At 31.7% G+C, this 25,963-nt stretch carries 20 protein-coding genes; 6 read left to right on the top strand and 14 right to left on the bottom strand.

All coding sequences use genetic code 11. The annotated features are described in order from the left end of the window. Positions 1–7 precede the first annotated feature (7 nt). The 3 genes from AC1DCD_RS04560 (at position 8) to AC1DCD_RS04550 (ending at position 3,424) form a co-directional block, all read left to right on the top strand. Positions 8–1,357: a dihydroorotase gene (locus tag AC1DCD_RS04560; RefSeq protein ID WP_464640419.1), complete on the top strand. Its 1,350-nt coding sequence runs from the start codon at positions 8–10 to the stop codon at positions 1,355–1,357. An 89-nt stretch (positions 1,358–1,446) separates the two neighbouring features. After that, the gene (locus tag AC1DCD_RS04555) at positions 1,447–2,640 is read left to right on the top strand and encodes a metallophosphoesterase (protein ID WP_464640421.1); all 1,194 of its coding nucleotides are present in this window, start codon (positions 1,447–1,449) and stop codon (positions 2,638–2,640) included. 16 nt (positions 2,641–2,656) lie between these two features. Then, positions 2,657–3,424, top strand: a complete 768-nt coding sequence (locus AC1DCD_RS04550; RefSeq protein WP_019036188.1) for a lysophospholipid acyltransferase family protein — start codon at positions 2,657–2,659, stop codon at positions 3,422–3,424. 93 nt (positions 3,425–3,517) lie between these two features. Here AC1DCD_RS04550 and AC1DCD_RS04545 read toward each other — a convergent pair whose 3' ends face one another. The 4 genes from AC1DCD_RS04545 to AC1DCD_RS04530 are packed head-to-tail and all read right to left on the bottom strand — an operon-like array spanning position 3,518 to position 8,415. Further along, positions 3,518–5,809, bottom strand: coding sequence for a RelA/SpoT family protein (locus tag AC1DCD_RS04545; protein WP_464640423.1), 2,292 nt, complete (start codon positions 5,807–5,809; stop codon positions 3,518–3,520). A gap of 59 nt (positions 5,810–5,868) precedes the next feature. After that, positions 5,869–6,663 (bottom strand): DUF5683 domain-containing protein, encoded by a 795-nt coding sequence (locus AC1DCD_RS04540; protein WP_019036190.1) that lies wholly within the window; start codon positions 6,661–6,663, stop codon positions 5,869–5,871. Positions 6,664–6,715: 52 nt separating this feature from the next. Further along, complete coding sequence (locus AC1DCD_RS04535) at positions 6,716–7,627, bottom strand: ParB/RepB/Spo0J family partition protein (RefSeq protein WP_019036191.1); 912 nt, start codon at positions 7,625–7,627, stop codon at positions 6,716–6,718. 23 nt (positions 7,628–7,650) lie between these two features. Then, positions 7,651–8,415, bottom strand: a complete 765-nt coding sequence (locus AC1DCD_RS04530; RefSeq protein WP_008449946.1) for a ParA family protein — start codon at positions 8,413–8,415, stop codon at positions 7,651–7,653. A 114-nt stretch (positions 8,416–8,529) separates the two neighbouring features. Here AC1DCD_RS04530 and surE point away from each other — a divergent pair, with 114 nt between their 5' ends. Beyond that, complete coding sequence (gene surE, locus AC1DCD_RS04525; RefSeq protein WP_464640426.1) at positions 8,530–9,291, top strand: 5'/3'-nucleotidase SurE; 762 nt, start codon at positions 8,530–8,532, stop codon at positions 9,289–9,291. Positions 9,292–9,353: 62 nt separating this feature from the next. After that, positions 9,354–10,502 carry a lipid-A-disaccharide synthase gene (gene lpxB, locus AC1DCD_RS04520; RefSeq protein WP_353585670.1) on the top strand — a complete coding sequence of 383 codons (1,149 nt, stop codon included), beginning with the start codon at positions 9,354–9,356 and terminating at the stop codon, positions 10,500–10,502. 194 nt (positions 10,503–10,696) lie between these two features. Here the strand turns inward: lpxB and AC1DCD_RS04515 are convergent, their stop codons facing one another. From AC1DCD_RS04515 to AC1DCD_RS04500, 4 genes are all read right to left on the bottom strand, one after another. Then, entirely contained in the window at positions 10,697–11,677 is a 981-nt protein-coding gene (locus AC1DCD_RS04515) for an MlaD family protein (protein WP_019036194.1), read from the bottom strand. A 6-nt stretch (positions 11,678–11,683) separates the two neighbouring features. Then, on the bottom strand, positions 11,684–12,907 hold the full coding sequence (locus AC1DCD_RS04510) for an N-acetylmuramoyl-L-alanine amidase family protein (RefSeq protein WP_464640429.1): 1,224 nt from the start codon (positions 12,905–12,907) through the stop codon (positions 11,684–11,686). Positions 12,908–12,932: 25 nt separating this feature from the next. Continuing rightward, positions 12,933–13,343, bottom strand: a complete 411-nt coding sequence (folB, locus tag AC1DCD_RS04505) for a dihydroneopterin aldolase (protein WP_464640431.1) — start codon at positions 13,341–13,343, stop codon at positions 12,933–12,935. Between the two features lie 122 nt (positions 13,344–13,465). Beyond that, positions 13,466–16,072, bottom strand: a complete 2,607-nt coding sequence (locus AC1DCD_RS04500) for an adenosylcobalamin-dependent ribonucleoside-diphosphate reductase (protein ID WP_464640433.1) — start codon at positions 16,070–16,072, stop codon at positions 13,466–13,468. Positions 16,073–16,169: 97 nt separating this feature from the next. On the opposite strand from AC1DCD_RS04500, the gene AC1DCD_RS04495 reads away from it, so the two are divergent. Next, positions 16,170–16,913, top strand: a complete 744-nt coding sequence (locus AC1DCD_RS04495) for a nitroreductase family protein (RefSeq protein ID WP_464640435.1) — start codon at positions 16,170–16,172, stop codon at positions 16,911–16,913. 142 nt (positions 16,914–17,055) lie between these two features. On the opposite strand, the gene AC1DCD_RS04490 is transcribed toward AC1DCD_RS04495, so the two are convergent. The 6 genes from AC1DCD_RS04490 to AC1DCD_RS04465 all read right to left on the bottom strand — a co-directional run bounded on the left by AC1DCD_RS04490 (position 17,056) and on the right by AC1DCD_RS04465 (position 25,932). Beyond that, complete coding sequence (locus AC1DCD_RS04490) at positions 17,056–17,502, bottom strand: helix-turn-helix domain-containing protein (protein WP_060932703.1); 447 nt, start codon at positions 17,500–17,502, stop codon at positions 17,056–17,058. Between the two features lie 1,120 nt (positions 17,503–18,622). Continuing rightward, positions 18,623–19,759, bottom strand: a complete 1,137-nt coding sequence (locus AC1DCD_RS04485) for a DUF4421 domain-containing protein (protein WP_353585665.1) — start codon at positions 19,757–19,759, stop codon at positions 18,623–18,625. A gap of 80 nt (positions 19,760–19,839) precedes the next feature. Next, positions 19,840–20,826, bottom strand: a complete 987-nt coding sequence (locus AC1DCD_RS04480) for a Gfo/Idh/MocA family protein (RefSeq protein ID WP_308532691.1) — start codon at positions 20,824–20,826, stop codon at positions 19,840–19,842. A 148-nt stretch (positions 20,827–20,974) separates the two neighbouring features. Further along, positions 20,975–22,870 carry a RecQ family ATP-dependent DNA helicase gene (locus AC1DCD_RS04475; protein WP_464640438.1) on the bottom strand — a complete coding sequence of 632 codons (1,896 nt, stop codon included), beginning with the start codon at positions 22,868–22,870 and terminating at the stop codon, positions 20,975–20,977. Between the two features lie 40 nt (positions 22,871–22,910). Continuing rightward, positions 22,911–24,635 (bottom strand): single-stranded-DNA-specific exonuclease RecJ, encoded by a 1,725-nt coding sequence (gene recJ / locus AC1DCD_RS04470; protein WP_464640440.1) that lies wholly within the window; start codon positions 24,633–24,635, stop codon positions 22,911–22,913. Positions 24,636–24,726: 91 nt separating this feature from the next. Then, positions 24,727–25,932 carry a C1 family peptidase gene (locus AC1DCD_RS04465; protein WP_464640442.1) on the bottom strand — a complete coding sequence of 402 codons (1,206 nt, stop codon included), beginning with the start codon at positions 25,930–25,932 and terminating at the stop codon, positions 24,727–24,729. Positions 25,933–25,963 lie beyond the last annotated feature (31 nt).

Raw genomic sequence — 25,963 nt, 5'->3', positions numbered from 1 at the left:
AAGGGTTGTGAAGAGAATACTAATACAAGGTGGTACTATAATTAATGAGGGTTACTCCTTTGTGGGTAATTTAGTTATTGAAGATGATAAAATAGTATCCTTACAACAAGATAAGAGTGTGAAAAAGCCTGATGAGGTGTATGATGAAGTCATAGATGCTACAGGTTGTTTTATTTTGCCAGGTGTTATAGACGACCATGTCCACTTTCGTGAGCCCGGACTTACTGATAAAGCAGATATAGAAAGTGAAACAAGAGCTGCTGCTTATGGTGGTGTTACTTCTTTTATGGAGATGCCTAATACTAATCCACCAACTACCTCTATAGAAGCTTTAGAATATAAGTGGCAAAGAGGAGCTTTATCAAGCCATATTAATTATAGCTTTTTCTTTGGAGCAAGTAATAAGAATTATCCTATTTTTAGCCAGCTCAATCGTCATCTTATTCCCGGTATTAAGCTTTTTATGGGAGCTTCTACTGGAAATATGTTAGTGGATAAAGAAGACCAGCTTAATAATATTTTTCGTACAGCTCACGATTTAGATCTTCCTATAATGACACATTGCGAAGATTCGAAAATTATTTCTGAAAATATGGAGCTATATAAGAAAAAATATGGCGAAGACCCTGCTATAGAATATCATTACCAAATTCGTAGTCGTGAAGCATGTGTAGCTTCTTCTCTATTAGCTATAAGCCTAGCTCACCGTTATCACACACACTTACATATAGCCCACATATCTACAGCAGATGAGCTCAACTTAGTACCTCAGCCTAATAATGAATTAATTACTTTAGAGGCTTGCATGGCTCATTTATGGTTTGATAATAATGATTATACATCTAAAAAAGCACTTATAAAGTGTAATCCTTCTGTAAAAACCTATAATGACAAATTAGCTTTACGACAAGCACTTACTAATGGTAAGGTTTATGTTGTAGGTACCGATCATGCTCCTCATTTATTATCACAAAAGCAAGGAGGCTGCTACAAGGCTGCATCTGGTATGCCTATGATACAGTTTTCATTAATAATGATGTTAACATTGATGGATAAAGGATACTTACCTATTACCAAGGTAGTGGAGCTAATGTCGCATAATCCTGCTAAGCTATTTCATGTTGCAAAGCGTGGCTTTTTACGTGAAGGGTATAAGGCTGATATAGCTATTGTTCGTCGAACAACTCCCTGGCAAGTTACCAAAGATATTATACAAAGCAAATGTGGATGGTCTCCTCTTGAAGGTACAACCTTTAATTGGCAAGTAGAACATACTATTTGTAATGGGCATCATATATATAATAAGGGAATATTTGATGACGAAAGTAGGGGAGAGCAACTTTTCTTTAGAGAATAAAAAGAATTCTTTTTTATAGTTAATAATATATGTGAGTATTACTTTTTAAAGATAAATGATTTTTTACATAATATTTTAAGAAGAAAAGTATGATTGCAAGAATAGTAATACCTTTATTAGTAATTATCGCATTATCAGATATTTATGTTTATAAACACTTCAATTTGTATTGTTTTAAAAAAAGTTGGAAGCTGATATATTGTATTCCTACGATTATAATAGTAGCCTATACTATATGGATGGCGTCATTATCTAATTTTACAACAGATAATTTAACCTTACAAAACACATACTTTATTCTATTAGGCATATTTGTTTTGCCTAAAGTGGTATTTATGTTATTTACCCTTTTTTTGCAAATACTTTCACACTATGTATTTAATATTAATAATACTTATATTAACTTGTTAGGAGGATTATCTGCCTTAGCTATTGTGATAATTTATATTTATGGCTTTACCTTTGGGATAACAAAAGTAGTTACACGCCATATAAACTTAACTTTTAATAACCTCCCTGCTTCTTTTAATAGTTATAAGATAGTTCATATATCTGATATGCATATTGGAACTTTTAATGGTTGGCGAAAAAAAATTCTTCTTTCAGAACTTGATACTATAGAAGCAGCTAAACCTGATATTATTTGTTTTACAGGCGATTTAGAAAATGTACAAGCCAAAGAATTAATCCCTTTCATTTCTTTACTTAAAAAACGTTTACCTAATGTAATAGCTGTACGTGGTAATCACGATTATGGTAACTATATGCTTAAAGCCTCAACCCTTGCAAAAAAGAAACAGACTGATAACTTGCAATCAATTATAGAAGATAGTCTTCACTGGAGATTACTTAAAAACGAGCATATTCCTTTATATAAGGAAAATAAACAACTTAAAGCAAAAAATGACTCTATTTATATTATAGGTACAGAATATGACTCTAATAATAATAAAATGCTTAATTTAGCAGATTATAAGAAAGCTACTAAAGGAATGAAAAAAGGAGTGTTTTCTATAATGCTTCAACATGATCCATCTGCATGGAAACGGTCTGTATTACCTAAAACTCATGCCGACCTTACTCTTAGCGGACATACACATGGTGGTCAGATGCAATTGTTTGGACTTCGTCCTACTAGTATCTTTGGATTAGAAGATAAAGGAGTATATAAAAAAAATAATCGTTATCTTTATGTAACTACGGGCTTAGGAGGATTAATACCATTACGGATTAATATGCCTAACGAAATAACTATTATCACTCTTCACTCCTCTCATTATTAATTAATATTTATTACAAATGAAGGTTTTACGTTTTTTTTATTGTCTGTATTCTTTATTTATTTTTCTTCCATTATTCCTATTATTTACAATAGTTACTGCTTTTATAACTATAATAGGATGCAGGTTAGGTGATGGTCATTTCTGGGGATATTATCCTGGTAAGATATGGTCATATCTTACTATTCGCTTACTATTACTTCCTGTAAAGGTAGAGGGACGAGAATATCTAAAACCTGGGCAGAGTTATGTCTTTGTAAGTAATCACCAAGGAGCTTTTGACATCTTTCTGATATATGGTTTTTTAGGAAGAAATTTTAAATGGATGATGAAAAAAGGTCTCCGCAAGATAGCTTTTGTAGGAGAAGCATGTGCAAGTGCTCATCATATATTTGTGGATAAAAGTAGTACAAGAAAGATAAAAGAGACTTATGATCATGCTCGTGATATTCTACAAGAGGGTATGTCTCTTGTTGTATTCCCTGAAGGAGCACGCTCTTTTACGGGACACATGGGAATATTTCGGCGTGGTGCATTTATGCTTGCTGATGAACTCCAGCTACCCATTTGCCCTTTAACAATCAATGGATCATTTGACATTATGCCTCGAACTAAAGATTGGGCTTTCCCTCATTGGCATCATTTACGGCTTACTATTCATCAGCCTATTATACCTAAAGGTAAAGATACAAGATTTGAAAAGCAAGCTATGCAGGAAGCTTATACTGTTATCATGGAAGGGCTTACAAAGGAATGTCAAGGCTTTGTTAATAATCCTGATCAATAAAGGCTTATATTCTACAATGGCTATAAATTTATATTTACTGTAAATAAAAAATTATAACTACTTTTACCATTTACTACAAATAGCAAAAATAAATTATAAAATCTGTCTTACTGTTTGCATACCACTTATCTGACGCAGTTTTTCCATAATGAGAAATACTTGTTTACGATCATGCACTTGTAATTCAAGAGACCCTTCAAAGATACCCCGCTCACTCGATATAGTTGTTTTGCGTATATTAATTCCAAGTTGATCAGATACAACCTCGGCTACATCACGAAGTATTTTGGGACGATCAATACCACAAATATCAATAGTAGCATCAAAAAATAGCTGATTATGCATATCCCATTTTACATCTAATATTCGTGGTCCATATCCTGCTTTTAATTTTGCAGCTACAGGACAAGCGCGCTTATGTATTTCTATATGGTTATTATTATCTATATAACCAAGTGTATCATCGCCAGGAATAGCATGGCAGCATGTCGGAAAGATAAATTGCCCAATATTATCCTCACTAATATAAATAGGCTTTTTCTTATTTATATCTTTATTTACAACAATAAGTCCTTTGGCTATATTTATAGAATCAGTTGTCCCTTCTTCTTTTTGATTAGGATGTAAGAATGGTACGTATTTACGCCAATTAGTAGATATTTTTTTTGTTTCTTTCTTTTTTCTACCTTCTAATTCTTCTATATCGGCATCACCTAAAATAATAATCTTTCTTCCTATTGCTTCAAAAAGCTGGTCATGCTTTTTGAAATGGTGTATTTCTGTAAGCTTATCAAGTATAGAAGTGGTAAAACTGAAACCTTTTGCTTTCAACCATTCTTCTAAGGCTGTTTCTCCAGCTTTTTGTATTTCACGTCCTTCTCGGCGCAATAAAGCTTGTATCTTACCTTTAGCCTTTGCCGTAGAAACAATATTTACCCATGACGGATCTATACGCTGAGACATCGATGTAAGAATTTCTACTTGATCACCACTTTTTAATTTATGACTTAATGGCACTAATTTATGATTAACTTTTGCCCCTATACAATGACTTCCTATAAAGGTATGTATTTGAAATGCAAAATCTAAAGCTGTACAGCCAGCAGGCATAGTTTTTATTTCTCCTTTTGGAGTAAAGACAAATATCTCTGAAGCAAAAAGGTTGAGCTTAATAACATCAAGAAAATCCATAGCATCAGGCTGTGGATCGTCTAATATTTCTTTAATAGTTCGAAGCCAATCATTTAACTCTCCTTCCTCATCAGTCATCTTTGTACCATCTTTGTAAATCCAATGAGCAGCAAATCCTTGTTCCGCAATATAGTTCATTCGCTCCGATCTTATCTGCACCTCTATCCATCTACCTTGGTTAGACATTAAGGTAACATGCAGTGCCTGGTATCCATTAGCCTTTGGATGATTCACCCAGTCGCGTAAACGATCAGGATGGCTCTTATAAATCTGACTTATGGCAACATATATTTGAAAACAATTATTTATCTCATCTTGTGGCTTTTTGGGCTCATAAATAATGCGTACTGCAAGAATATCATAAATTTCATCAAAAGAAATATGTTTTGCTTGCATTTTATTCCATATAGAATAAGGACTTTTTACACGTGCTTTTATCTTATATGAAAACCCCATTTTATCGAGTTCTGCTTTAATAGGAGCTGTAAAAAGTGTAAAGAGTTCATCGCGCTGTTCTTGTGTGGAAGCAATCTTTTCTTGTATAGATGCGTATTCCTCAGGATGCTCGTAACGAAAACTAAGGTCTTCTAACTCTGTCTTTATTTTATTTAATCCTAATCTATTAGCTATAGGGGCATAAATATAAAGAGTTTCACCAGCTATCTTATATTGCTTGTTTGCAGGTTGCGATGCAAGTGTACGCATATTATGAAGACGATCGCATATTTTTATAAGAATAACACGAATATCATCGCTCATTGTTAGAAGTAACTTTTTAAAATTCTCTGCCTGAGCAGAAGCACGTTCGCCAAAGATACCGCCAGAAATTTTAGTTAATCCATCTACAATTTGTGCTATTTTCTTCCCAAATATATTTTCTATATCTTCTACTGTATAATCAGTATCTTCTACAACATCATGAAGAAGAGCTGCACAAATACTTGTCGATCCTAAGCCTATCTCTTCAGCAGCAATACGCGCTACAGAAATAGGGTGTAATATATATGGTTCCCCAGAAAGACGACGAACACCTTTATGAGCTTGGCGAGCAAAATTAAAAGCTTTTTTTATAATATCTACCTTTTTACGATGGCGAGAAGCAAGATAAATTTTTATTAACTCGTTAAATGCATCATCTACTTTTTTTTCTTCTAACTTTTCTTTAGTATCAATATGCTGTATCTTTGTGTCCATAAGCAAAATTCTATAAAATATTGTTTAGATGATAATTATACTATAAAAGAAAACTTATATTAAAATCTTAATTCGCAAAAAATACCAATAGCAAATGAACTAAAAGGTTGATTAGGATTAGTCAATGAATTATCCTTAAATATAGTAGGGGATATGTGTAAAGATAAATCATCTGATATATCAAAATCGGAAAGTGATGCATCAACATAAGCATCTATTACAGATAAAGCATAAACACCTATAGTAGCAAAGATGCTTAAGTCGCGCCAACGACGATATTTATCCTTTCGCTTTTTAAATATATTCTGATAAATAGAAATATTACTATCATCTATTTTATTACCAAGATGTAGGAATTGATCATAGCTATGAGTATTCTCATTATTATCCATTATATCCTTATATGCTTGTGCATAATCATGATACATTTGGGAATTCCATGTAAGAGCGTATATACAACCTGCAAAACCACCATAAAAAATAGGCAATTTCCAATATTTACGATTATATACTTGCCCTGCACCAGGTATTACTAATGCCAACCAAAGTGCACGTTTAGGATTAGGTTTCCATGTAGACCAATCTCTACTATATCTAATTTTATTATAGTTAGAACTTGTTATTCTTTCCAATTCTTTTCTTTTATGTGTATCATCAGGTGTTAATAGCTCATATTGCATCTCACTAATCGAGCCCACTTTTATAGAATCTTCTTTTTTTATACTATTTTGGGGATATAACACCTTTATAGTATCTTTTTGCGCATATACATGAAAACTTATAAAAAGGATACTTATAAATATTAATATCCTCTTAATTATCGCTTTTTTTATCTTTTTATTAATAAAAGTCATCGCTTATTTTCCCACTATAAATAATATTATAGTTATTTTATTATATATAAAATTAATCTGACTTCATTTTATCCATAACAGCCATAATATGCTCCAATTCTTCCTCCGAAGCAAAAGGTATACTGATTTTTCCCTTACCATTTGCATTATAACTCATTTGTACTTTTGTGTCGAAAAAAGATGAAAGCCGTTGTTTTAGAAGATTAAATTCTTCTGGTAGGTGCGATCTTTTTGTTACATCATCTTTTGCAGATTGTGTGTCTTTGCCATTTTTAATTTGTTGACAAAGCCCCTCGACCATACGTACACTATAGCCATTCTTTTGTATATCTTTAAAAAGTTTTAATTGAAGAGAAGGCGAATCTATAGAAAGTAAAGCTCGAGCATGCCCCATGTCTATCTCTTTTTTTTGTAATGACATTTGTATCTGTGCAGGAAGTTTAAGTAAGCGTAGATAATTAGCTATAGCTGCCCGGCTCTTTCCGACACGTTCAGAAACTTTTTCTTGTGTCATTCCACTTTTTTCAAGCAAATGCTCATAAGCTAAAGCTATCTCTATAGCATTCAAATCCTCACGTTGTATGTTTTCAACAAGAGCAAGCTCCATTACATTTTCATCTTTAATAGTACGGATATATGCAGGAATAGCTTTAAGACCTGCTAACTGAGAAGCTCTCCAACGACGCTCACCAGCTATTATCTGAAATTTATCATCCGCTACTTGACGAAGTGTTATAGGTTGAACTAAGCCAAGCTCCTTTATACTATTTGCCAACTCTTGCAATGCTGTTTGATCAAATTCACGACGAGGCTGGTTAGGATTAGCCTCTATCTGTTCAAGTGCCACCTCATTAATAGTAGAACTACCCTGCGTACTAACACTTTCTGTAGATATTAAAGCATCTAATCCTCTTCCTAATGCATTAGTTTTTATATTTCTATTATACTTTTTATGAACTACCATTTCTTATATATAACTTTCTATAATTATTTGTTTTTTTCTATAATTTCCTTAGCCAAAGCTAAATGATTCTTAGCACCAGTAGAATCGGCATCATAAAGAATTACAGGTAATCCATGACTTGGACTCTCTGACAATTTCACATTACGCTGAATAACTGCCTTAAAAACTAATTCTTGGAAATGCCTTTTTACCTCATCATATATCTGACGAGCTAAACGCAAACGACTATCATACATAGTTAATAAAAATCCTTCTATCTCTAATTTTGGATTTAATTTACTTTTTATTATCTTAATTGTATTAAGAAGCTTACTAATTCCTTCCAATGCAAAATACTCACACTGAACAGGAATGATAACAGAGTCAGCTGCAGTAAGAGCATTTACTGTAATAAGCCCAAGTGAAGGACTACAGTCTATTAATATATAATCATATTCGTCACGAATGGGATCTAATATCTTAGACATTACTCGTTCTCTTCCTTCAAGCTTTAACATCTCTATTTCTGCTCCAACAAGATCAATATGGCTTGGTACAATATCTAAACCTTCTATATCTGTGGTATATATAGCATCACGAATATCAGCATGGTTAATAATACATTCGTACAGAGAACAGTCCACTTCGTTAAGGTTTACTCCTAAGCCACTGGAGGCATTGGCTTGCGGATCTGCGTCAAGTACTAAAACAGTCTTCTCTAAAGTAGCTAACGATGCAGCTAAATTAATGGTAGAAGTAGTCTTTCCTACGCCACCTTTTTGGTTTGCTAATGCAATAATTTTTCCCATTTTTATCCTTTTCGTATAAATGTATTTAGGATACAAAGATACATAAAAAAGAGAGAATGCAAAGGTATTATAAAGCTTTTTTCGTACATTTGCAGACAAATCAAAACAAAAAATATGAATTTTAAGAAACCATTAATCCTTATATCTAATGACGATGGTTATCGTTCTAATGGTATTCGCACATTAGCTTCTTTCTTAACAGACTTTGCTAAAGTTGTCATTTGTGCGCCTGAAGAAGCTCGCTCAGGCTTCTCATGTGCATTTACAGCAACAGTACCATTGAGATTAAAAAAACAAGATAATATACCAAATTGTGAAGTCTGGTCATGTTCAGGAACTCCAGTTGATTGTGTAAAAATAGCTATAAACGTGATTCTTAAAGGACAAAAGCCTGATCTTATAATAGGTGGTATAAATCATGGAGATAACTCTTCTGTAAACAATCATTATAGTGGTACTATGGGAGTAGCCAAAGAAGGATGCATGAAAAATATTCCTTCTATAGCCTTTTCAAGCTGCGATTATGATGTAAATGCTAACTTAAGCCATTTATACGATTATGTAATCATGATAGTAAAAAAGGTATTAGATAACGGATTACCTGATGGAATTTGCCTCAATGTTAACTTCCCTATATCACATACTTTCAAAGGTATTAAAGTTTGTAGAATGGGAAAAGGAAGTTGGATAAATGAAATAGCCAAGAGACAACATCCTCGAGGATATAGTTATTACTGGATAACAGGTGAATATCATAACGATGAACCAGATGCAAAAGATAATGACCAATGGGCTTTAAGGCATGGATATATAGCTATAACACCTGTAAAACTCGACATAACAGGAGATTTGAAAATATTAAATTTTGAGCTTTAAGATATAAAGTCTTAATAAAACATGTTAGAATCTTAGTATTTCAATACTTAAAACAAAACTAAATGAAATATTATCTCATTGTTGGCGAAGCTTCTGGCGACCTCCATGCTTCGCATCTCATGCGTTCTTTACAAGCACTTGATTCTATGGCAGATTTCCGCTTCATAGGAGGAGATATGATGCTACAGGTAGGAGGAACGTGTTTAAAACATTATAAAAACATATCTTATATGGGATTTGTTCCCGTACTTTTACATTTACATGTTATTTTTAAAATGCTAAAAGAATGCAAAGAAGATATAGTAAAATGGAAACCCGACTGCCTGATACTTGTAGATTTTCCTGGGTTTAATCTTAAAATAGCAAAAAATATTCACCGAAAAACAAATATTCCTGTCTACTATTATATCTCTCCTAAAATATGGGCATGGAAGGAAAGACGTATAAAAGCTATAAAACGTGATGTAGACCAGATGTTTTCAATATTACCTTTTGAAGTATCATTCTATAAAGAAAAACATCATTTCCCCGTACATTATGTAGGTAATCCTACTGTATATGAAGTGGATAGTTTTAAGCATTTTTATAATGATAGTAAAGATACTTTTTGTACTTATAATAAGCTATCAAATAAACCTATATTAGCTTTGTTAGCTGGTAGTAGGAAACAGGAGATAAAAGACAACCTGCCTGCAATGATAGAAGCTGCACGCCATTTTGAAGATTATCAAATAGTAATAGCTGGAGCACCTTCTATAAGTGAATCGTTCTATTCCATGTATATCAAAAATAAAGATATCAGAGTAATAAGAAAGCAAACTTATGAGCTTTTAACTCACTCTACAGCAGCAATAGTTACTAGTGGAACAGCAACATTAGAAGCTGCTCTTCTTAATGTTCCTCAGGTTGTTTGTTATAAAACACCTTTTCCTAAACTTATTCGTTTTGCTTTTAACCATATTCTAAAAGTAAAATATATTTCATTAGTTAATCTTATTGCTAACAAAGAAATTATAAAAGAACTTTTTGCAGATTCCTTCCGTGTGTATAATATAGCTAATGAACTTTATCGCTTATTACCTTCACATATAGAGCGCAAACGTATATTAGAAGAATATAAAAGTATACGACAAAAGCTTGGAGACGAAGTAGCACCAGATAATACAGCTCATTTAATAATAAAATTATTAAGAGAACATCTCTGTAGATAAAATTATTTTTATCTAGTCTTTACTTGAAAATATATCGTATTAACACTATTTCGTAAAATTTCTATCAATGTTGAATAATGGGAAATATTACATATTTTCTATTTATCATAATCTTCATTATATCATAAACAATCAGCTATCAGCCAATTAATATTTTAACTTAGAAATAACTTAATACATATCTCATCACACTATTATTTATTTTTACTACCAAAAACAGAAAAGTGAATATATCTCTTAGGATATCTTTTGAAATTTATTAATAAGCTATCAGCACTTTTCATCGTACTATTTAAGTTATAATATAATGTTGGATCATTTATTAATAACCCAAGAGACCCCTTATTGTTTTTTATATTTGTTGTAAAAGTATTAATATCTTCTAAAATAGTATTTATCTTAGCCATTGTAACTGATATGTCAATCCCATCTAACTGATTCCTTAAGTTTCTTACTACACCTCCAGCTCCTTTCATCACTTCTTGTGCTTCTGAAATACCATTATTTGCATTTGCCATTACATTATTTGCATTAATAAGTAGGTTGTTTGCCTTTGAACTCAATATAGGTAAATCTGTATTTACCTTAGCCATTATCAAATTTAACTGCTTTGCAGAAATAGTCAACTCTGAACTAATCTTATCAAAATTATGCAAAGTTCCTTTCATAGCAGGATCAGCAAGCAGATTATTGACATTAGCCAAAATACTATCTATTTTAGGAAGCATCTTTTCTATAGAAGGAAGTATTGTTTTCATCTGTCCAAGACTGCCATCATTTATCTGACCATTAATAAATCCATTTTCTGCTAATATTTCTTTACTTTTACCAAGAATAAGATTAACCTTTGTATTTCCCATAATATCGCTAAGAATATCAGCATGTGTATCTATTGGTAATTTCATATCTTTCTCAATATTAACATCTACCAATATAGGATTATTAGGGTTATTATAATCATAATTTATATCTCTTACAGTACCAACCTTTACACCATTAGCAAATATAGGAGTTGTGGGGGTTACTCCACTAATATCATTAAATTTCATCTGATAATGTGTGGAATTAGAAAACAAGCTTAATCCCTTTAAAAATTGTAATCCAAAAAAGAGTACGATAATAGCTAACACTGCGACAAGCGCGATTTTAACCTCTGGTGAGAAAAATTTTTTCATTATATTTTATCTTCTTTTATTTTTTAAAAATTCATCAATAGCTGTATTTATATTCATTTTAACACCTTTCTTAAAAGCTACAATATAAGCCTGAGGAAAATCTTTTAATAACTTTTCTCTTAATTTCCTCATCTCATTATAATTTTGACTACTACCTATAGTATACTTATACCAATTATTATCTTTATAGTATTCTGCCTCTTTATGCCCTTTCAATTGAAAATTATTAATAGGTAAAATCATACTTGCTGCAAAAATCTGTACTTTAAAAATAGGAGCATCTGCAATATTAGATGAAGCTGGCAGAGTCTTTTCTGTTTTTTCTATTTTCCGTATTATCTTACTTTTCTTAGGAGTAAATTTTAAAGACTGAATAGAAGCAGATGATACAACCGGAGTTGGAACTGCTCTTCCTACCGATATACGTGGATTATCAGGACCTCTATAAGGGGCTACCAAATGATTATTATACATATTTTTATAACTGACAAAAGCACGATAAATACCATTAGCCATAGCATTTATACCCGCTTGAGAATTTAAAAATTCCTCTTCATCTGGAGCTGTAATAAATCCTAACTCTATCAAACAGCTTGGCATAGAACTTTCTCTTAGAACTAAAAATCCTGCCTGATGAACACCTTTATCTATCCTACCTGCAGTTGAACAAACGTTACTTTGTATTAATCGGGCTAACTCTACACTTTTCTCCATATTTGCATTTTGCATAAATTCAAACATAATATAGCTTTCTGAAGAATTTGGATTAAAACCTTCATATGTTTGTTTATAATCCGATTCCATAGAAATTACAGAATTCTCTCGCATGGCTACATCAAGATTATCCTTAGCGCGATGCATACCTAAAGTATACACCTGAAAGCCCTTAGCATAATGTCCAGGAGCAACAGAGTTAGTATGAATAGATATAAACAAATCGGCTTTTGCTTTATTAGCAATATCCGCTCTAGTATGCAAAGGAATAAACACATCTGTTTTACGAGTATAGATAACATTTACATCTTTCATGTACTGCTCTACATATTTTCCAAAAGCTAAAGATACATTCAAATTGATATCCTTCTCTTTTGAAAACGTTCCCAAAGCTCCAGCATCATGTCCTCCATGTCCTGGATCTATCACAAGTGTAAACTTATCTCCTGTCTTTGCTAAACTATTAATAGTCAAATAAAAAATGAAAGCAAATAATAATAAAATTTTCTTATTCATACAGTCACGTTTATAGAAATATAACTTACCTCTTTTTAGATAAAGCTATATTTTTTGTAATATTTTTCTCATTCATTAAGTGTAATTCTACACTTGCACCATAACAATCTGCCTCCATAGGTGGATTTTTTTTTGTTAATAAGATGGTTATAGCTTCTATCTGAGGAAATTGCTCAAACAAAGATTCCCCTATTCTACCAGCAGCATACTCCAACAAGTTACATGAATATGACATAGTTTTCTTTATCACATCATATACAGAAGCATAGTTTATTGTGTCTTGTACGTCATCTGACATAATAGCTTTTATAATATTTCTCTTTATCTTTAAATCTACTATGTAATCGTTTCCCACTATTTTTTCTTGTTCTGAAACCCCTATATAAGAATGAATCTTAAGATGATGAATATAAATAAAAGAAGATGTTAAAAGCATTATTTTATTTGAAATAAATGGTATTTTGAAATTAGAAATAATAATAATTCTAAATTTATCTATATTTCAATAGAATATATATTTTAAGAGTGCGATCATTTCCATTACTAATTTTTAAAATATTATATACCTCTTGATGCACCACAGTGTTTACAAATAAGATTACCACCTTGATAAATCAAAGATTCTTCTCCACAAATAGGACACTTCAAACCATTAACCTTAGTTCCATCTACTAAATATTTCTTTAAAGCACGCTCAACACCATTTTTCCAAGTATTTATACTCTCATCTTTTAGTTGTAATGAAGCTACTAAACGCATAACATGTTCTATTGGCATACGATAACGCAGCACACCTGAAATAAGTTTAGCATAATTCCAATATTCTGGATTAAATTTCTCTGATAACCCTTCTACAGTTGTTTTATAACCACGTTTATTCTCAAACTGGAAATCATAACGATGCTGTCCATTTTCTTCTGTTTGCTTAATAATTTTACCTTTTGTTACACTTTTAGGTAATGCTATTCCTTCTTCATCATCTTGCAAACCTGTAAAGATTTCATATGGATAACCATTAAGTAAACCTACAAATGCTACCCATTTCTCTTTATTATTCTGAAAACGAACTACATCACAATCTAATTCTTTTGGGCGATGTTCTACTACTTCAGGACGCTGAAAAGGCATATCATGGTTTTCTTCATATAAGTTAATCTGTTTATCAACTCTATTCACATTATCCTTCTTATCATTATTTTTTAATAAATAGGTCTTCATATCTGCAAGCAATTCTTTATGAGAAATAATGCTACAACCTTTGCACCCACACCTCCATGCCTCGAAATAAAGTTTGCTTATTGAATCCTCATCAATACTACTTGGTGTATTTATAGTAACAGAAACAGATTGATCTATCCATTTCTCAATAGCTCCCTGTATATGTATTATCATAGACAAACTTTCATAATTTGCAGTGGGCATATAATAAGGAGAACGTTTTATCAAATCATCTATTTCTTCTTGAGAATATTTTTTTGTATGTTCTATACCATTTACTTTCATCCATGTTAAGAACTTACTATGATAAATAATATGTTCCCTAAACGAATTATCTAATTCGTGTGCTAAATATGTATTTGTATTAGTGTTTTTGTTATAACTATTTATTTTGTCATTATCATGATGCTTATATACTGGCATATATTTTGGTTCTATACCAGGTGTTGTCTGAGTCATTAACGAAACTGTTTTTGTAGAAGCTATCGCTAAGCAAGCTATATTACGACGACCATACCTCTCCATGTCATTAAATAATTGTTCATCTTCTCGCTTAAGACGTAAAATAAAAGGATTGTTCTTCTCACGACTTGCATCATAAATAGCAAAGCTACCACGCTCCTTTGCCATGATTACCGAAGAACGGTAAGCATTCAATGCCATTACTTTATGCACTTTAACAGAAAAATCAATAGATTCCTGAGTTCCATAACATAACCCCATAGCTGCAAACATATCACCTTCAGCAGTAACGCCAATTCCTATACGACGTCCCATACCACTCTTTTCTTTAATCTTTTTCCATAAATTATACTCCGTTTCCTTTATTTCTTTACTTACCGAAGCCTTTTCTATATTAGACAAAATAAGATCTATTTTTTCCAACTCAAGATCTACAATATCATCTAAAATACGCTGAGCTATCTGAACATGCTCTGCAAACTTATCAAAATCGAAACGAGCCTCTTTAGTAAATGGATCTATTACATAGGAATAAAGATTTAATGATAACAAATGACAGCTATCATAAGGACTTAATGGAATTTTATAATAAGGGGTTATAGATATTGTTTGAAAACCTAACCCTGCATAACAATCGGAAAGACTATCCTTTAAAATATTATCCCAAAATAACACTGTCGGCTCTGCATCATGATATGTTTTATATAATATTTTTTCAAAAAGATGCTTTGCATATATTTCTTTAGTAAATATAGGCTTAGTAGATATAATAGGAAACTGCTGAATATATGATTCTTCATTAATAACAGCCTTCATAAATTCATCAGTAATTTTTACTGATATATTAGCATTATTATCTTTAGCCTTTTTAATATTTACATCTATTAAAGACTCTACATCAGGATGCTTTATATTCACCGATAACATTAAAGCTCCACTATGTCCACCTTGTACTACTTCACGCATACTGTTAAAATAACGTTCCATAAAAGGCAATATACCTGTAGAAATAAGTTTAGAATCTTTTATAGAAGAACCCTTAGGACGAATATAACTTAAATCATGTCCTACAATGCCGCTACGCTTCATTAACTGCACCTGCTCCTCGTCTATATGCATAATTGTACCATAAGAATGTACATCTTCTGCGGAACCTATTACAAAACAATTAGCCAAAGAGCTCAACAAATATTTATTACCAATACCAACCATTGAACTTCCTGAAGGGACAATATAACGAAAATGATCCAACAATTCAAAGACTTTTGCAGCATTGATAGGATTAACATATCTCTTTTCTATACGCGCCACTTCATTAGCTATACGCCAATGCATATCTTCTGGACTTTTTTCATATAAATTACCTAAGCTATCCTTAAGTGCATAATTATCTATCCACACTTTGGCAGCAACTTCATCGTTTCCAAAATAATTTAAAGCTGACTCTAAAGCTTCTTCGTAAGAATATATTTTACAGGTTTCCATTATCGGTCTTTATTTCATCTTAATGGTTGCGAAGTTACTAATAGTTATCCAAAATAGAAAACTTTTATATACCTTTGCAATATTAAAATTTCCAAAAATGAAAACAATTACTCAACGAAAAACTATTCGAAAATATTCTAATAGAGAAGTTCCTATTGACTTTTTAAAGCAATTACTCAGCGATGCAATGCATACTCCTACTATGGGGAATCTACAGCTTTACTCAGTAGTAATTACTCGTGATCCTGAAAAGAAAGCTGCATTAGCACCAGCTCACTTTAATCAACCTATGATAACAGAAGCACCTGTTGTGCTTACATTTTGTGCCGACTTTAATCGCACTACTCAATGGGCTTTAAACCGCAAAGCTACACCTGGTTATAATAATTTTCTATCTTTCCTTAATGCCTCAACAGATACTCTTCTATATTGCCAAACTTTTTGTAATCTCGCAGAGGCAAATGGGCTTGGAACTTGTTTCTTAGGAACAACAATATATCAACCAAAACTTATTATAGATATTCTTAAGCTACCTCGTCTTGTGTTTCCTATAGCTACCATAACCCTTGGGTATCCTGATGAAAATCCAAAACAATGCGAACGCTTACCTTTAGAAGGTATAATACATGAGGAAACATATAAAGATTATTCTCCTAAGCGTATTGATCATTTTTATTATGACAAAGAAGAAAAATCTGAAAATAAAAAATTTGTAGAAATCAATCATAAAGAAACACTTGCACAAGTATTTACAGATGTACGATACACTAAATCTGATAATGAATCTTTATCAAAATCTATTATTGATACTTTAAAGCTACAAGATTTTTTAAATATATAAATCGGCTTTAATAAAAAAAAGAAGGTTATCTTTTAGCCTTCTTTTTCTTTTCTTTATACAACAGGAATAGAATTACTACCTTATATCAATTTATCAAAAGCTAATTATAAACAAACTCGAACAATCGCTTCCTACTGTCAAACTAATCCTCTTTTGGAGAAAAAGTCTCCCACGTCTGATCATCAAAAAACACTCTAATTTCTTTAATTTTACGTGCTGGCTTTTCAATATATTTAATTTCTTTATGCACATTTTCTAAATTACCTTTTGGTGAAGGTTTTGTATCTTGTTCTACAAAATTATCTACATCTAAATCATCAAAAGGTAATACAGGATTATTATTATAACAAGACTTATTAGTTTTTCTTGAACCATTAGCATTTAAAAACATTTCACCCTTTCCAAACATTAACCAATCAAGATTAATTTCAGGATATTTACTGTGTATAGCTTCTACAGTATTAAGTGTTGGCTTAGTTCGCCCACTAAAAATGCTACTTAAAGCACCAGGAGATATTCCTATAAAATTAGCAAAGTCTTGCTGAGTCATTTTTTCAAAGTCCATAAGTAGTTTTATTCTATCCTTCATAATAAAATCTTTAATAATCTATAAGTAAACCATTCTTTATATATAATATCTACAAAGATAAATATAAAAAAGAAAACTACAAAATAAAATCCATTTAAATTTAAAAATAAAAACCTATAGCAATTCTGTTTATGTTTTAAAATGTAAATACAAAACTAAACATTTATCCTTTTATTCACTTTTGTAAATAAAATACCGAAAAGAAGAGTCCCTTTTATTATTTAATTAAACTTTACTACAAGATGATTATCAGTTATTTATACTCTCCTATAAACCTATAAATACTTTTAATTATGCTATATTTATTAAAGAGGCACGCTTAGAACCTTTAGTACATCTTTACTTAAAAGCATTAACAGACTAATATATAAGTAGTTATATTACGGCTTCGTGTGTGAAAATGTATGCAGTTTTGAAACGTATATGCTTATTTATATTTTATGTTTTAAATTCTAAAACGTAAACATTTTGCTGCAAATCTATACATCTTTATACTTCCGTTGCTTGATTTTTTATTTTAAAAACAAAATATATTGGATTGTAAAAGTTAATAAAAGGAAATACCTATATATGCTTATACAAGTTCGTTACTATATTTTTTATATTACATATTTCTAAAATAAAACTCACAATATTCATTTATGCAAATACTATAAACCTTTAAATGCTATTATAATATAAGTACACAACACTATTCACATTTATATATCCACTTCTACTATATAATCTTTAGATGAAAAGTTTATAAAGTTCCTAAACATATAAACTAAAAGATATAAGTTCGCAAACTACTCGTATAAAACTAAAATTTATAGACTTCAGCAAAATAAATTAATTCTCTATATTAAGCATATAAGTCATATACATAGTAAAAGATAACTTTTAAAATACTAAAGACTATATATTTATTAATAAAAGATGAGTATTAGAAAATAAAAATAATCTATTTTTGTTTTATTTTTAATCTATTTTTGTATAAAAAATAGATTAAAAATGTTTTATGAAGATTTCTTTTTCATGGTAAGTGAATATAGTTTTTACTATAAACATACATGTTTCTATATATAACAAGTAATGACTATTCCTCTTAAAATAAAACATGCACATATATATTAAAGGCTTATTTATCTTTACTTTTTAATACTTTCCTTCTGCCAAAATTTATCCCTACATATATATTTACATTACCAAAGGAATTGTTTGTTGAAAAATTTTCTTTTCTATAATTATAAGTATGAAAAATAGCGCTCATACCCGCATACCATTTACTATTATTATATACTAATCCAAAGCGCCCTATGCCGTCAATATTAATATTCTCTAAATTGAAATTACCAATACTATACTCTTTTTTTAATTCTCCAGAACTTGCTTTATATCCTAAAGCTAAAGACAAAGAAACTGCTAAAAGCCAATTCTTTTTAAACACCCAATTATAAGCATATCCTCCACTTATAGATATGTCCTTATATTTTAGCTGCTTAAACATGATTGTACTATCAAGCCTTGCTGTAGGGTAATTATATTGCAAATAATTATGGATTAGCGTATTTAGTTCGTCCCAAGATACTGATAATTTATGTATAGTATATCCAAAACCTATAAGAGGACTACCAGCAGAGCGACGTTGTACCGTACTTTGACTAAACGCAGCAGGATAAGAAAAATAGTGATAATTGAATATATAATAAAGATTAATACCATATATGCTAGAAGACAATCCTCCAAAATCTACACCGTGCAAAACATCTGTATTAATATTCTCACCTACATTAAGATGACGAATTTTAAAATTACTACCTGTATTGCGATAATATAAATCTATCCCTATCATAGAACTGTATAGACTAAGATCGTACTCTTGCTTCTGCACTTTGCTACTGCTAAACAAACTAAAATGACGCACATCGATAGTATATCCTAAAAACATCCATCTCCACCCAAAATAAGGACCTACCTTTATGCTTGCACTTGGAGAAAGCGAAATACTTTGATTAGAAGAACTACTAATACTATAATGCTCATATGTATTAGTGTTTTGTAACATCACAGTAAAGTTATACCTCTGTGGTTCTATATATGTAGTATCTATCTTATTGAAACCACATACTATTTTTCTCGCCTTATTTATTTGCCGCTGATACCATATAGAAGTAGTATCTACTCGCATCCATTTCACTGTATCTTTATACAAATCAGCACTATCCCCTTTATCTATTTTAACAGCAAAAGAGGATTGTGCAAAAATAAGCAACATAAGGTATAATAACACTATTCGCAAAACAACACCATTAATATTAAAAAAGAATTTATTATAAATCTTTTTATCTTTATCTTTTAAATCTTGCCTAAAACTCTATCCATAACCCAATTTGTGGGAGTAGCACTAACACTATTACACTTACACACACCTATTCCTTGCATATCTTCTATGACTGCTTTTATAATAGGAAGTTGCACATAAGCAGGATTTTCTATTTCTATTTTTTTTATACCTGCACTAGTATGTAAGCGAATAGGATCATATGTATAAATAGAAAAAGCTAATCTACCCTTTTCACCAAATATCTCTACCCTATCTTCGCGAGCACTCTCGTGTGCAGCAAAACACCATGCCCCACTTGCAGTAAGCCCATTATCAAAACGAAATACGGCATTTACCGTATCCTCTACTCCTTCATATAAACCTCGCCTATTGGCTGTATATCCATGAGCTTTTACAATAATTCCAAACATATCTTGTAACAAATCGAGCTGGTGAGGAGCAAGATCATAAAAATAACCTCCACCTGATATGTTAGATTGTAAACGCCAAGGCAGCTCTCCTTTTTGTGTATAATCAAGATCGCGTGGTGGTACTGCAAAACGTATCTGAATAGTAAGCACCTTACCTACCGCGCCTTCTCTTATCATCTGTTTTACCTTATGAAAATAAGGTAAATAACGACGATAATATGCCACAAAACAATCTACTCCAGTCTGCTCAGATATACGATTTATGCGCACACAATCATCATACGAAGATGCCAATGGTTTCTCTATATAGCAAGGCTTACCAGACTGCATAGCCATTATAGCAAATGTGGCATGAGACGAAGGAGGTGTTGCTATATAAATAGCATTAACATCGGGATCCTCTACTAATGCCTGAGCATCGGTATACCATTTCTGTATATTATGTTTTTCTGCATATCGCCGAGCGTTCTGTTCACTTCTGCTAAACACTGCTACCACATGTGAGCCTGCTACTAAATTAAAAGCTGGGCCTGATTTCTGCTCAGTTACCTCACCACAACCTATAAAACCCCAATTTATCTGTTTCATCTTTGTCCCTTTTTTGCAAATTTACAAAAATATATCAATCTAAAAGTTTCTACACTTTACAAAACTTACAACTTATTCTATAAATATTTTCATACTATATATAAGTAAACAGAAACTTTTATATAAAAGAAACACATCTGCCTATCACTTAAATATTCATGCTTATCATCTCTCCATCTATTATTATCTTTTCTTCTGCAAGCATTTCTTCTATTATATTTAAAGTAGTAACCTCATCATTAAATATTGCTTTTATTTCTGTTATGAGATGCTGTTTCCTATCACTTAGCAAGACCATTATCTTATTTCTTATATTAGATGATTTTATTTTATCTTGTTTATGAACATTAGAAAGGCAAACATCACACTGATTACAATCTGACGTTTTTGTTTCACTAAAATAACGAAGTAACTGTCTGCTACGACAAATACTATCTTCTTCTGCATAAGATATTACTGCTTTGATGCGTTTTGTAAACTCTTCTTTCCTAATGTCATATACCTGTTCAGACAACTCTATATCATCTCCATCTATTCTATCATATAAATAGGTAATAAGTGGCACTTTATGACGTGGTATGAAACTTATAATGCGCTTTTTACTTAAATCTATTAAAGCCATATAGGTTTTATTCACATCTAATCCTGCTTGCTGAGCAATCCAACTTTCATCAACGAAACCATAGTCTGAAAACAATCCTCCATAAGACCGTAAAAGTGCTGTAACCACACTATTTTCATTTTTAGAAAGAGAATCTAAACGATATAAATCATCACGGTTAAGAAGAAAATGAACACGCGCTATATTATTTGGATTAGGGTCATACTTAATATATCCAGCACGATGAATTATTTGTAATGCTGAATTTACGCGTGTGGGGAAATGCTTAAAGTTGAAACTAAACTTATCTATAGGAAATTCAAAAGTATACCCTTTACCACTTCCTATACCTATCTGAAAGAAATAAGACAAATGATCATACACTTGCCTAATATACTCTTTAGGTGGAAAAGTTTCTTCTATCCTATTAATAAGCTTTGCTCTATCATGACCATTATAAAGCAGCACTGCATAAGATTTTTTCCCATCTCTACCTGCTCTACCTGCTTCCTGAAAATAAGCTTCTATCGAACTTGGACAATCAATATGAATCACTACCCTTACATCTGGTTTATCTATACCCATTCCGAAAGCATTTGTAGCAACAATTACACGTGTTTTATCGGCTTGCCATTCTTTCTGACGCTGATCTTTAACAGTATTTTCTAACCCTGCATGATACCATGTTGCTGATATACCGCTCTTAATAAGTAGCTCTGCAGCTTCTTTTGTACGCTTTCTGTTCCTACAATAAACAATAGCAGCTTTAGGTATAGCTTTTAATATATGTATCATTTCAGAGTATTTATCATCTGTCCTACGCACAATATATGCCAGGTTTTTACGCTCAAAACTCATTCTAAACACATTTCTTTTTGCAAAAAGAAGTTGGTCTTGAATATCATCTATAACCTCTGAAGTAGCAGTTGCTGTAAGAGCAAGTATAGGAATGTTAGGGAGTTGCCTCCTTATATCTGCAATAGCAAGATAAGAAGGACGAAAATCATATCCCCACTGACTAATACAATGGGCTTCGTCTACTGTAATAAAACTAACATTAATGCGTTTTAACTTTGTCTGAAAAATATCAGAGCAAATACGTTCAGGGGATATATAGAGCAATTTTACACCGCCAAAGATACAATTTTCTAAAGTCGAAACAATTTCATTTCTACTCATACCAGAATATATAGCAGCAGCTTGTATGCCTTTTTTCTTTAGGTGATCTACCTGATCTTTCATTAAAGCTATAAGTGGTGTAATAACAATACATACACCATCTTTTGCTAAAGCAGGCACTTGAAATGTAATAGACTTTCCTCCTCCTGTAGGCATCAAGCCTAATGTATCCCTACCTTCACCTATACTTTCTATAATATTCTGTTGTATGCCACGAAAATCGTCATACCCCCAATACTTTTTTAGAATATCTTTATAGCTCATGGGTATTTTTGCTTAAAAAATAATAAAGAGAAAAGATTTATTATTCGTTTTCCGTTTGATGGATATCTTCTATTTGCAATTGCACCAAATTATGTTTAAAAATATTATCCTCTATAGTAAATGCTATGTCGAAAGAACGCTTTGACTTTATATACCTTGCAGCTGCACTTTGTCCAAAAGCAATACCATTCATAACATTATTCGATTTAGAATCTACAAGCTCCAGCTTTATATGTTCCTGCTCTCTACCAACTACTTTGCTTGTACCAAAATCATACACTTTTTCTGTAGAAAAGATAGGTTTAGAATTATTAGGACCAAAAGGAGAAAAACGCTTTAAATCATTATGCATTTTCTTTGTAATATCTTTAAAATCAATTATTGCATCTACATTTAAAATAGGTTCTTGCTGGTGAGGCTGAATATGTTTTTCCACAAAAAGCTGAAGACGTTTACGAAATTCTTTTACTTTAGACCATTTTAAAGTTACCCCTGCTGCATAAGTATGACCTCCAAAGTTAATTAATAAATCACGACAGCTCTTTATAGCTTCATAAATATCAAATCCTGCAACACTACGTGCAGACCCGGTCGCATATTCTCCATCTTTAGTGAGAACTATCGTAGGACGGAAATAAATTTCTGTTAGCCGTGAGGCAACAATACCAACTATACCTTTTTTCCAATGCTCATCATATAAGAAAATGCTTGATTGGTGTTTTTGATTTTCTAATCGTTCCACTATTTTATTAGCCTCTTCGGTCATTTGCCTATCTACACCTTTCCGTTGTTCGTTATATTCATCTATATGTTTAGCTGCCTTTACCGCTTCTGCAAAGTCGCGTTCTACTAATAAATCTACACTCTCTTTACCTGTTTCCATGCGCCCACTGGCATTTATACGAGGACCTATCTTAAAAATAATATCGCTCATCTCAAGTTCACGACCTGACAATCCGCAAGTATCAATAATAGCTTTAAGCCCTAAACTGGGATTTTTATTTAACTGCCTCAACCCATGATATGCTAATATTCTATTTTCATCTATTACAGGTACCAAATCGGATGCTATACTTACTGCACAGAAATCGAGTAATGGAACAAGTCTTGAAAAAGGAATATTATTGTTTTTAGCAAAAGCTTGCATAAATTTAAAACCAACACCACACCCACAAAGATGTTTAAAAGGATAAGTATCATCTTTACGCTTAGGATTAAGAATAGCAACAGCAGGAGGCATTTTCTCATCAGGAACATGATGATCGCAAATAATAAAATCAATACCTAATTCTTTTGCATAAGCAATCTCTTCTAAAGCCTTAATACCACAATCTAATATAATTATTAGTTTAACCCCAGTTTCTTTAGCAAAAGAAATGCCTTTTTTACTTACACCATAACCTTCATTATAGCGGTTAGGTATGTAGTAATCGATATTGGAATAGTATTGACGTAAAAATTTATAGACTAAAGCTACAGAAGTACACCCATCTACATCATAATCTCCATAGACAAGAATACGCTCTTTATGTCCCATAGCATCATTTAATCTATCTACAGCTAAATCCATATCTTTCATTAAGAAAGGATTTATTAGGTCAGACAACTGAGGATGAAAGAAACGTTTAGCTGCACTTTCTGTAGTAATACCACGTCTAATAAGAATAAGGGAAAGAACAGGACTCATATTTAGCTTCTCTCCTAATTCCTTTGCAGCAATCTCTTCTTGCTGCGTTGGGGGAATATATTTCCATTTAAAGTGCATCTTTATTATTTTTTAAGGTGTAAAGTTACAAAAAAAAGCGTAAATCAATTAAGATTTACGCTTTTTATATCTTCTATTATTATTACAATATTTATATTCCTAACTTTTTACGAATATCTTTTGGTACAGCATTTTTATTAACCATAAAATCCATTGTATTTGCTGCAATGAAATTTTTTGTCATATACCAAATACCATTATAAGTTCCTGTTTTTCCCCAAGAATTTTTAACCATATAATACTCTTTACCATTTTGGTCTTTAGCTATACCAAATATAACCATGCCGTGATCATCTGTTAGTTCCCAACCATCAAAACGTGCTTGTCGCTGCTCTTGAGTAGCTTTTATCTCTGGAACATTCACACCAAGAGAATCTATTATATTCTTCTTCTTAGCTACAGAAAGACCTAACCAATGAGCCATATCACTACCTTTATTACTTTCTATTTTCTTACCATCAACCATATAAGCCAAGCCTGTACGTGTGAAACCTATTTCACTAACATCACCACCCCATGCTATAGTATAACCTTTCATGATAGCATTATCAATAATCTTCATAAGCTCATCTAAAGGTAAGTTCCAAGAGCCTGGTTGACGCCAGTTGTCTTGCACTTCAACAGGAAAAGTAGTATAGAATGGATGATGAGTATATGATGTAAATGTTTCATAATCATTCCAGTTTAGCCCTAAACTCTCAGCAAAAGTCTTTGGAGTATAACTTTTCCCTTTATAAGTAAAACTATCTGGACATTTACCTAAATAAGCATCTAAAATAGCCTGCAAACCTTGCTTCCATTGATTAGATATTTTAGGAGCTTTACTCTTAGCTACAGCATTAACGTATGGCTCCATAACAGAAAAGAATTCATTAAAATTAAAAAGAGAATCACCTGTTAACGAACCTGGGAAAGGCATTGCATCTTGTGGGCAAATACCATAATTCTTAAGAACGTAAAGTACATCATAAGCCGAACCTCCTTGTGAGAATTGAGCATCACCATGCATACGAACTACAGTTTTTGCACGATCCATATAGTTTTTGTTAGCGACAAAACTTTCACATAAATCGTAAGTTTTACCCGTCTTCCTTAAAATTTCAGCTTCAAAGAAACTTAATGTAGAATAATCCCAACAAGTTCCAGAGCGGTGTTGGTCTTTAATACTTGTAATCGGATTTTCCTTTACTACTGTAAATACAGGCTTATTAGCCTTTGCTTTTTCTGTTTGATTAGTAGCAGTACATACTGAAGTCGTTATGAGAGTAGCTACTGTTAATGTAATAATTTTATTCATAATCTTATATTATTCCTATTTTTAATTAATT

The sequence above is a fragment of the Prevotella sp. C0209C1 genome, from assembly GCF_056583855.1.
Note: the sequence above shows the minus strand (reverse complement) of the source record. Positions and strands in the feature narration are given on the sequence as shown.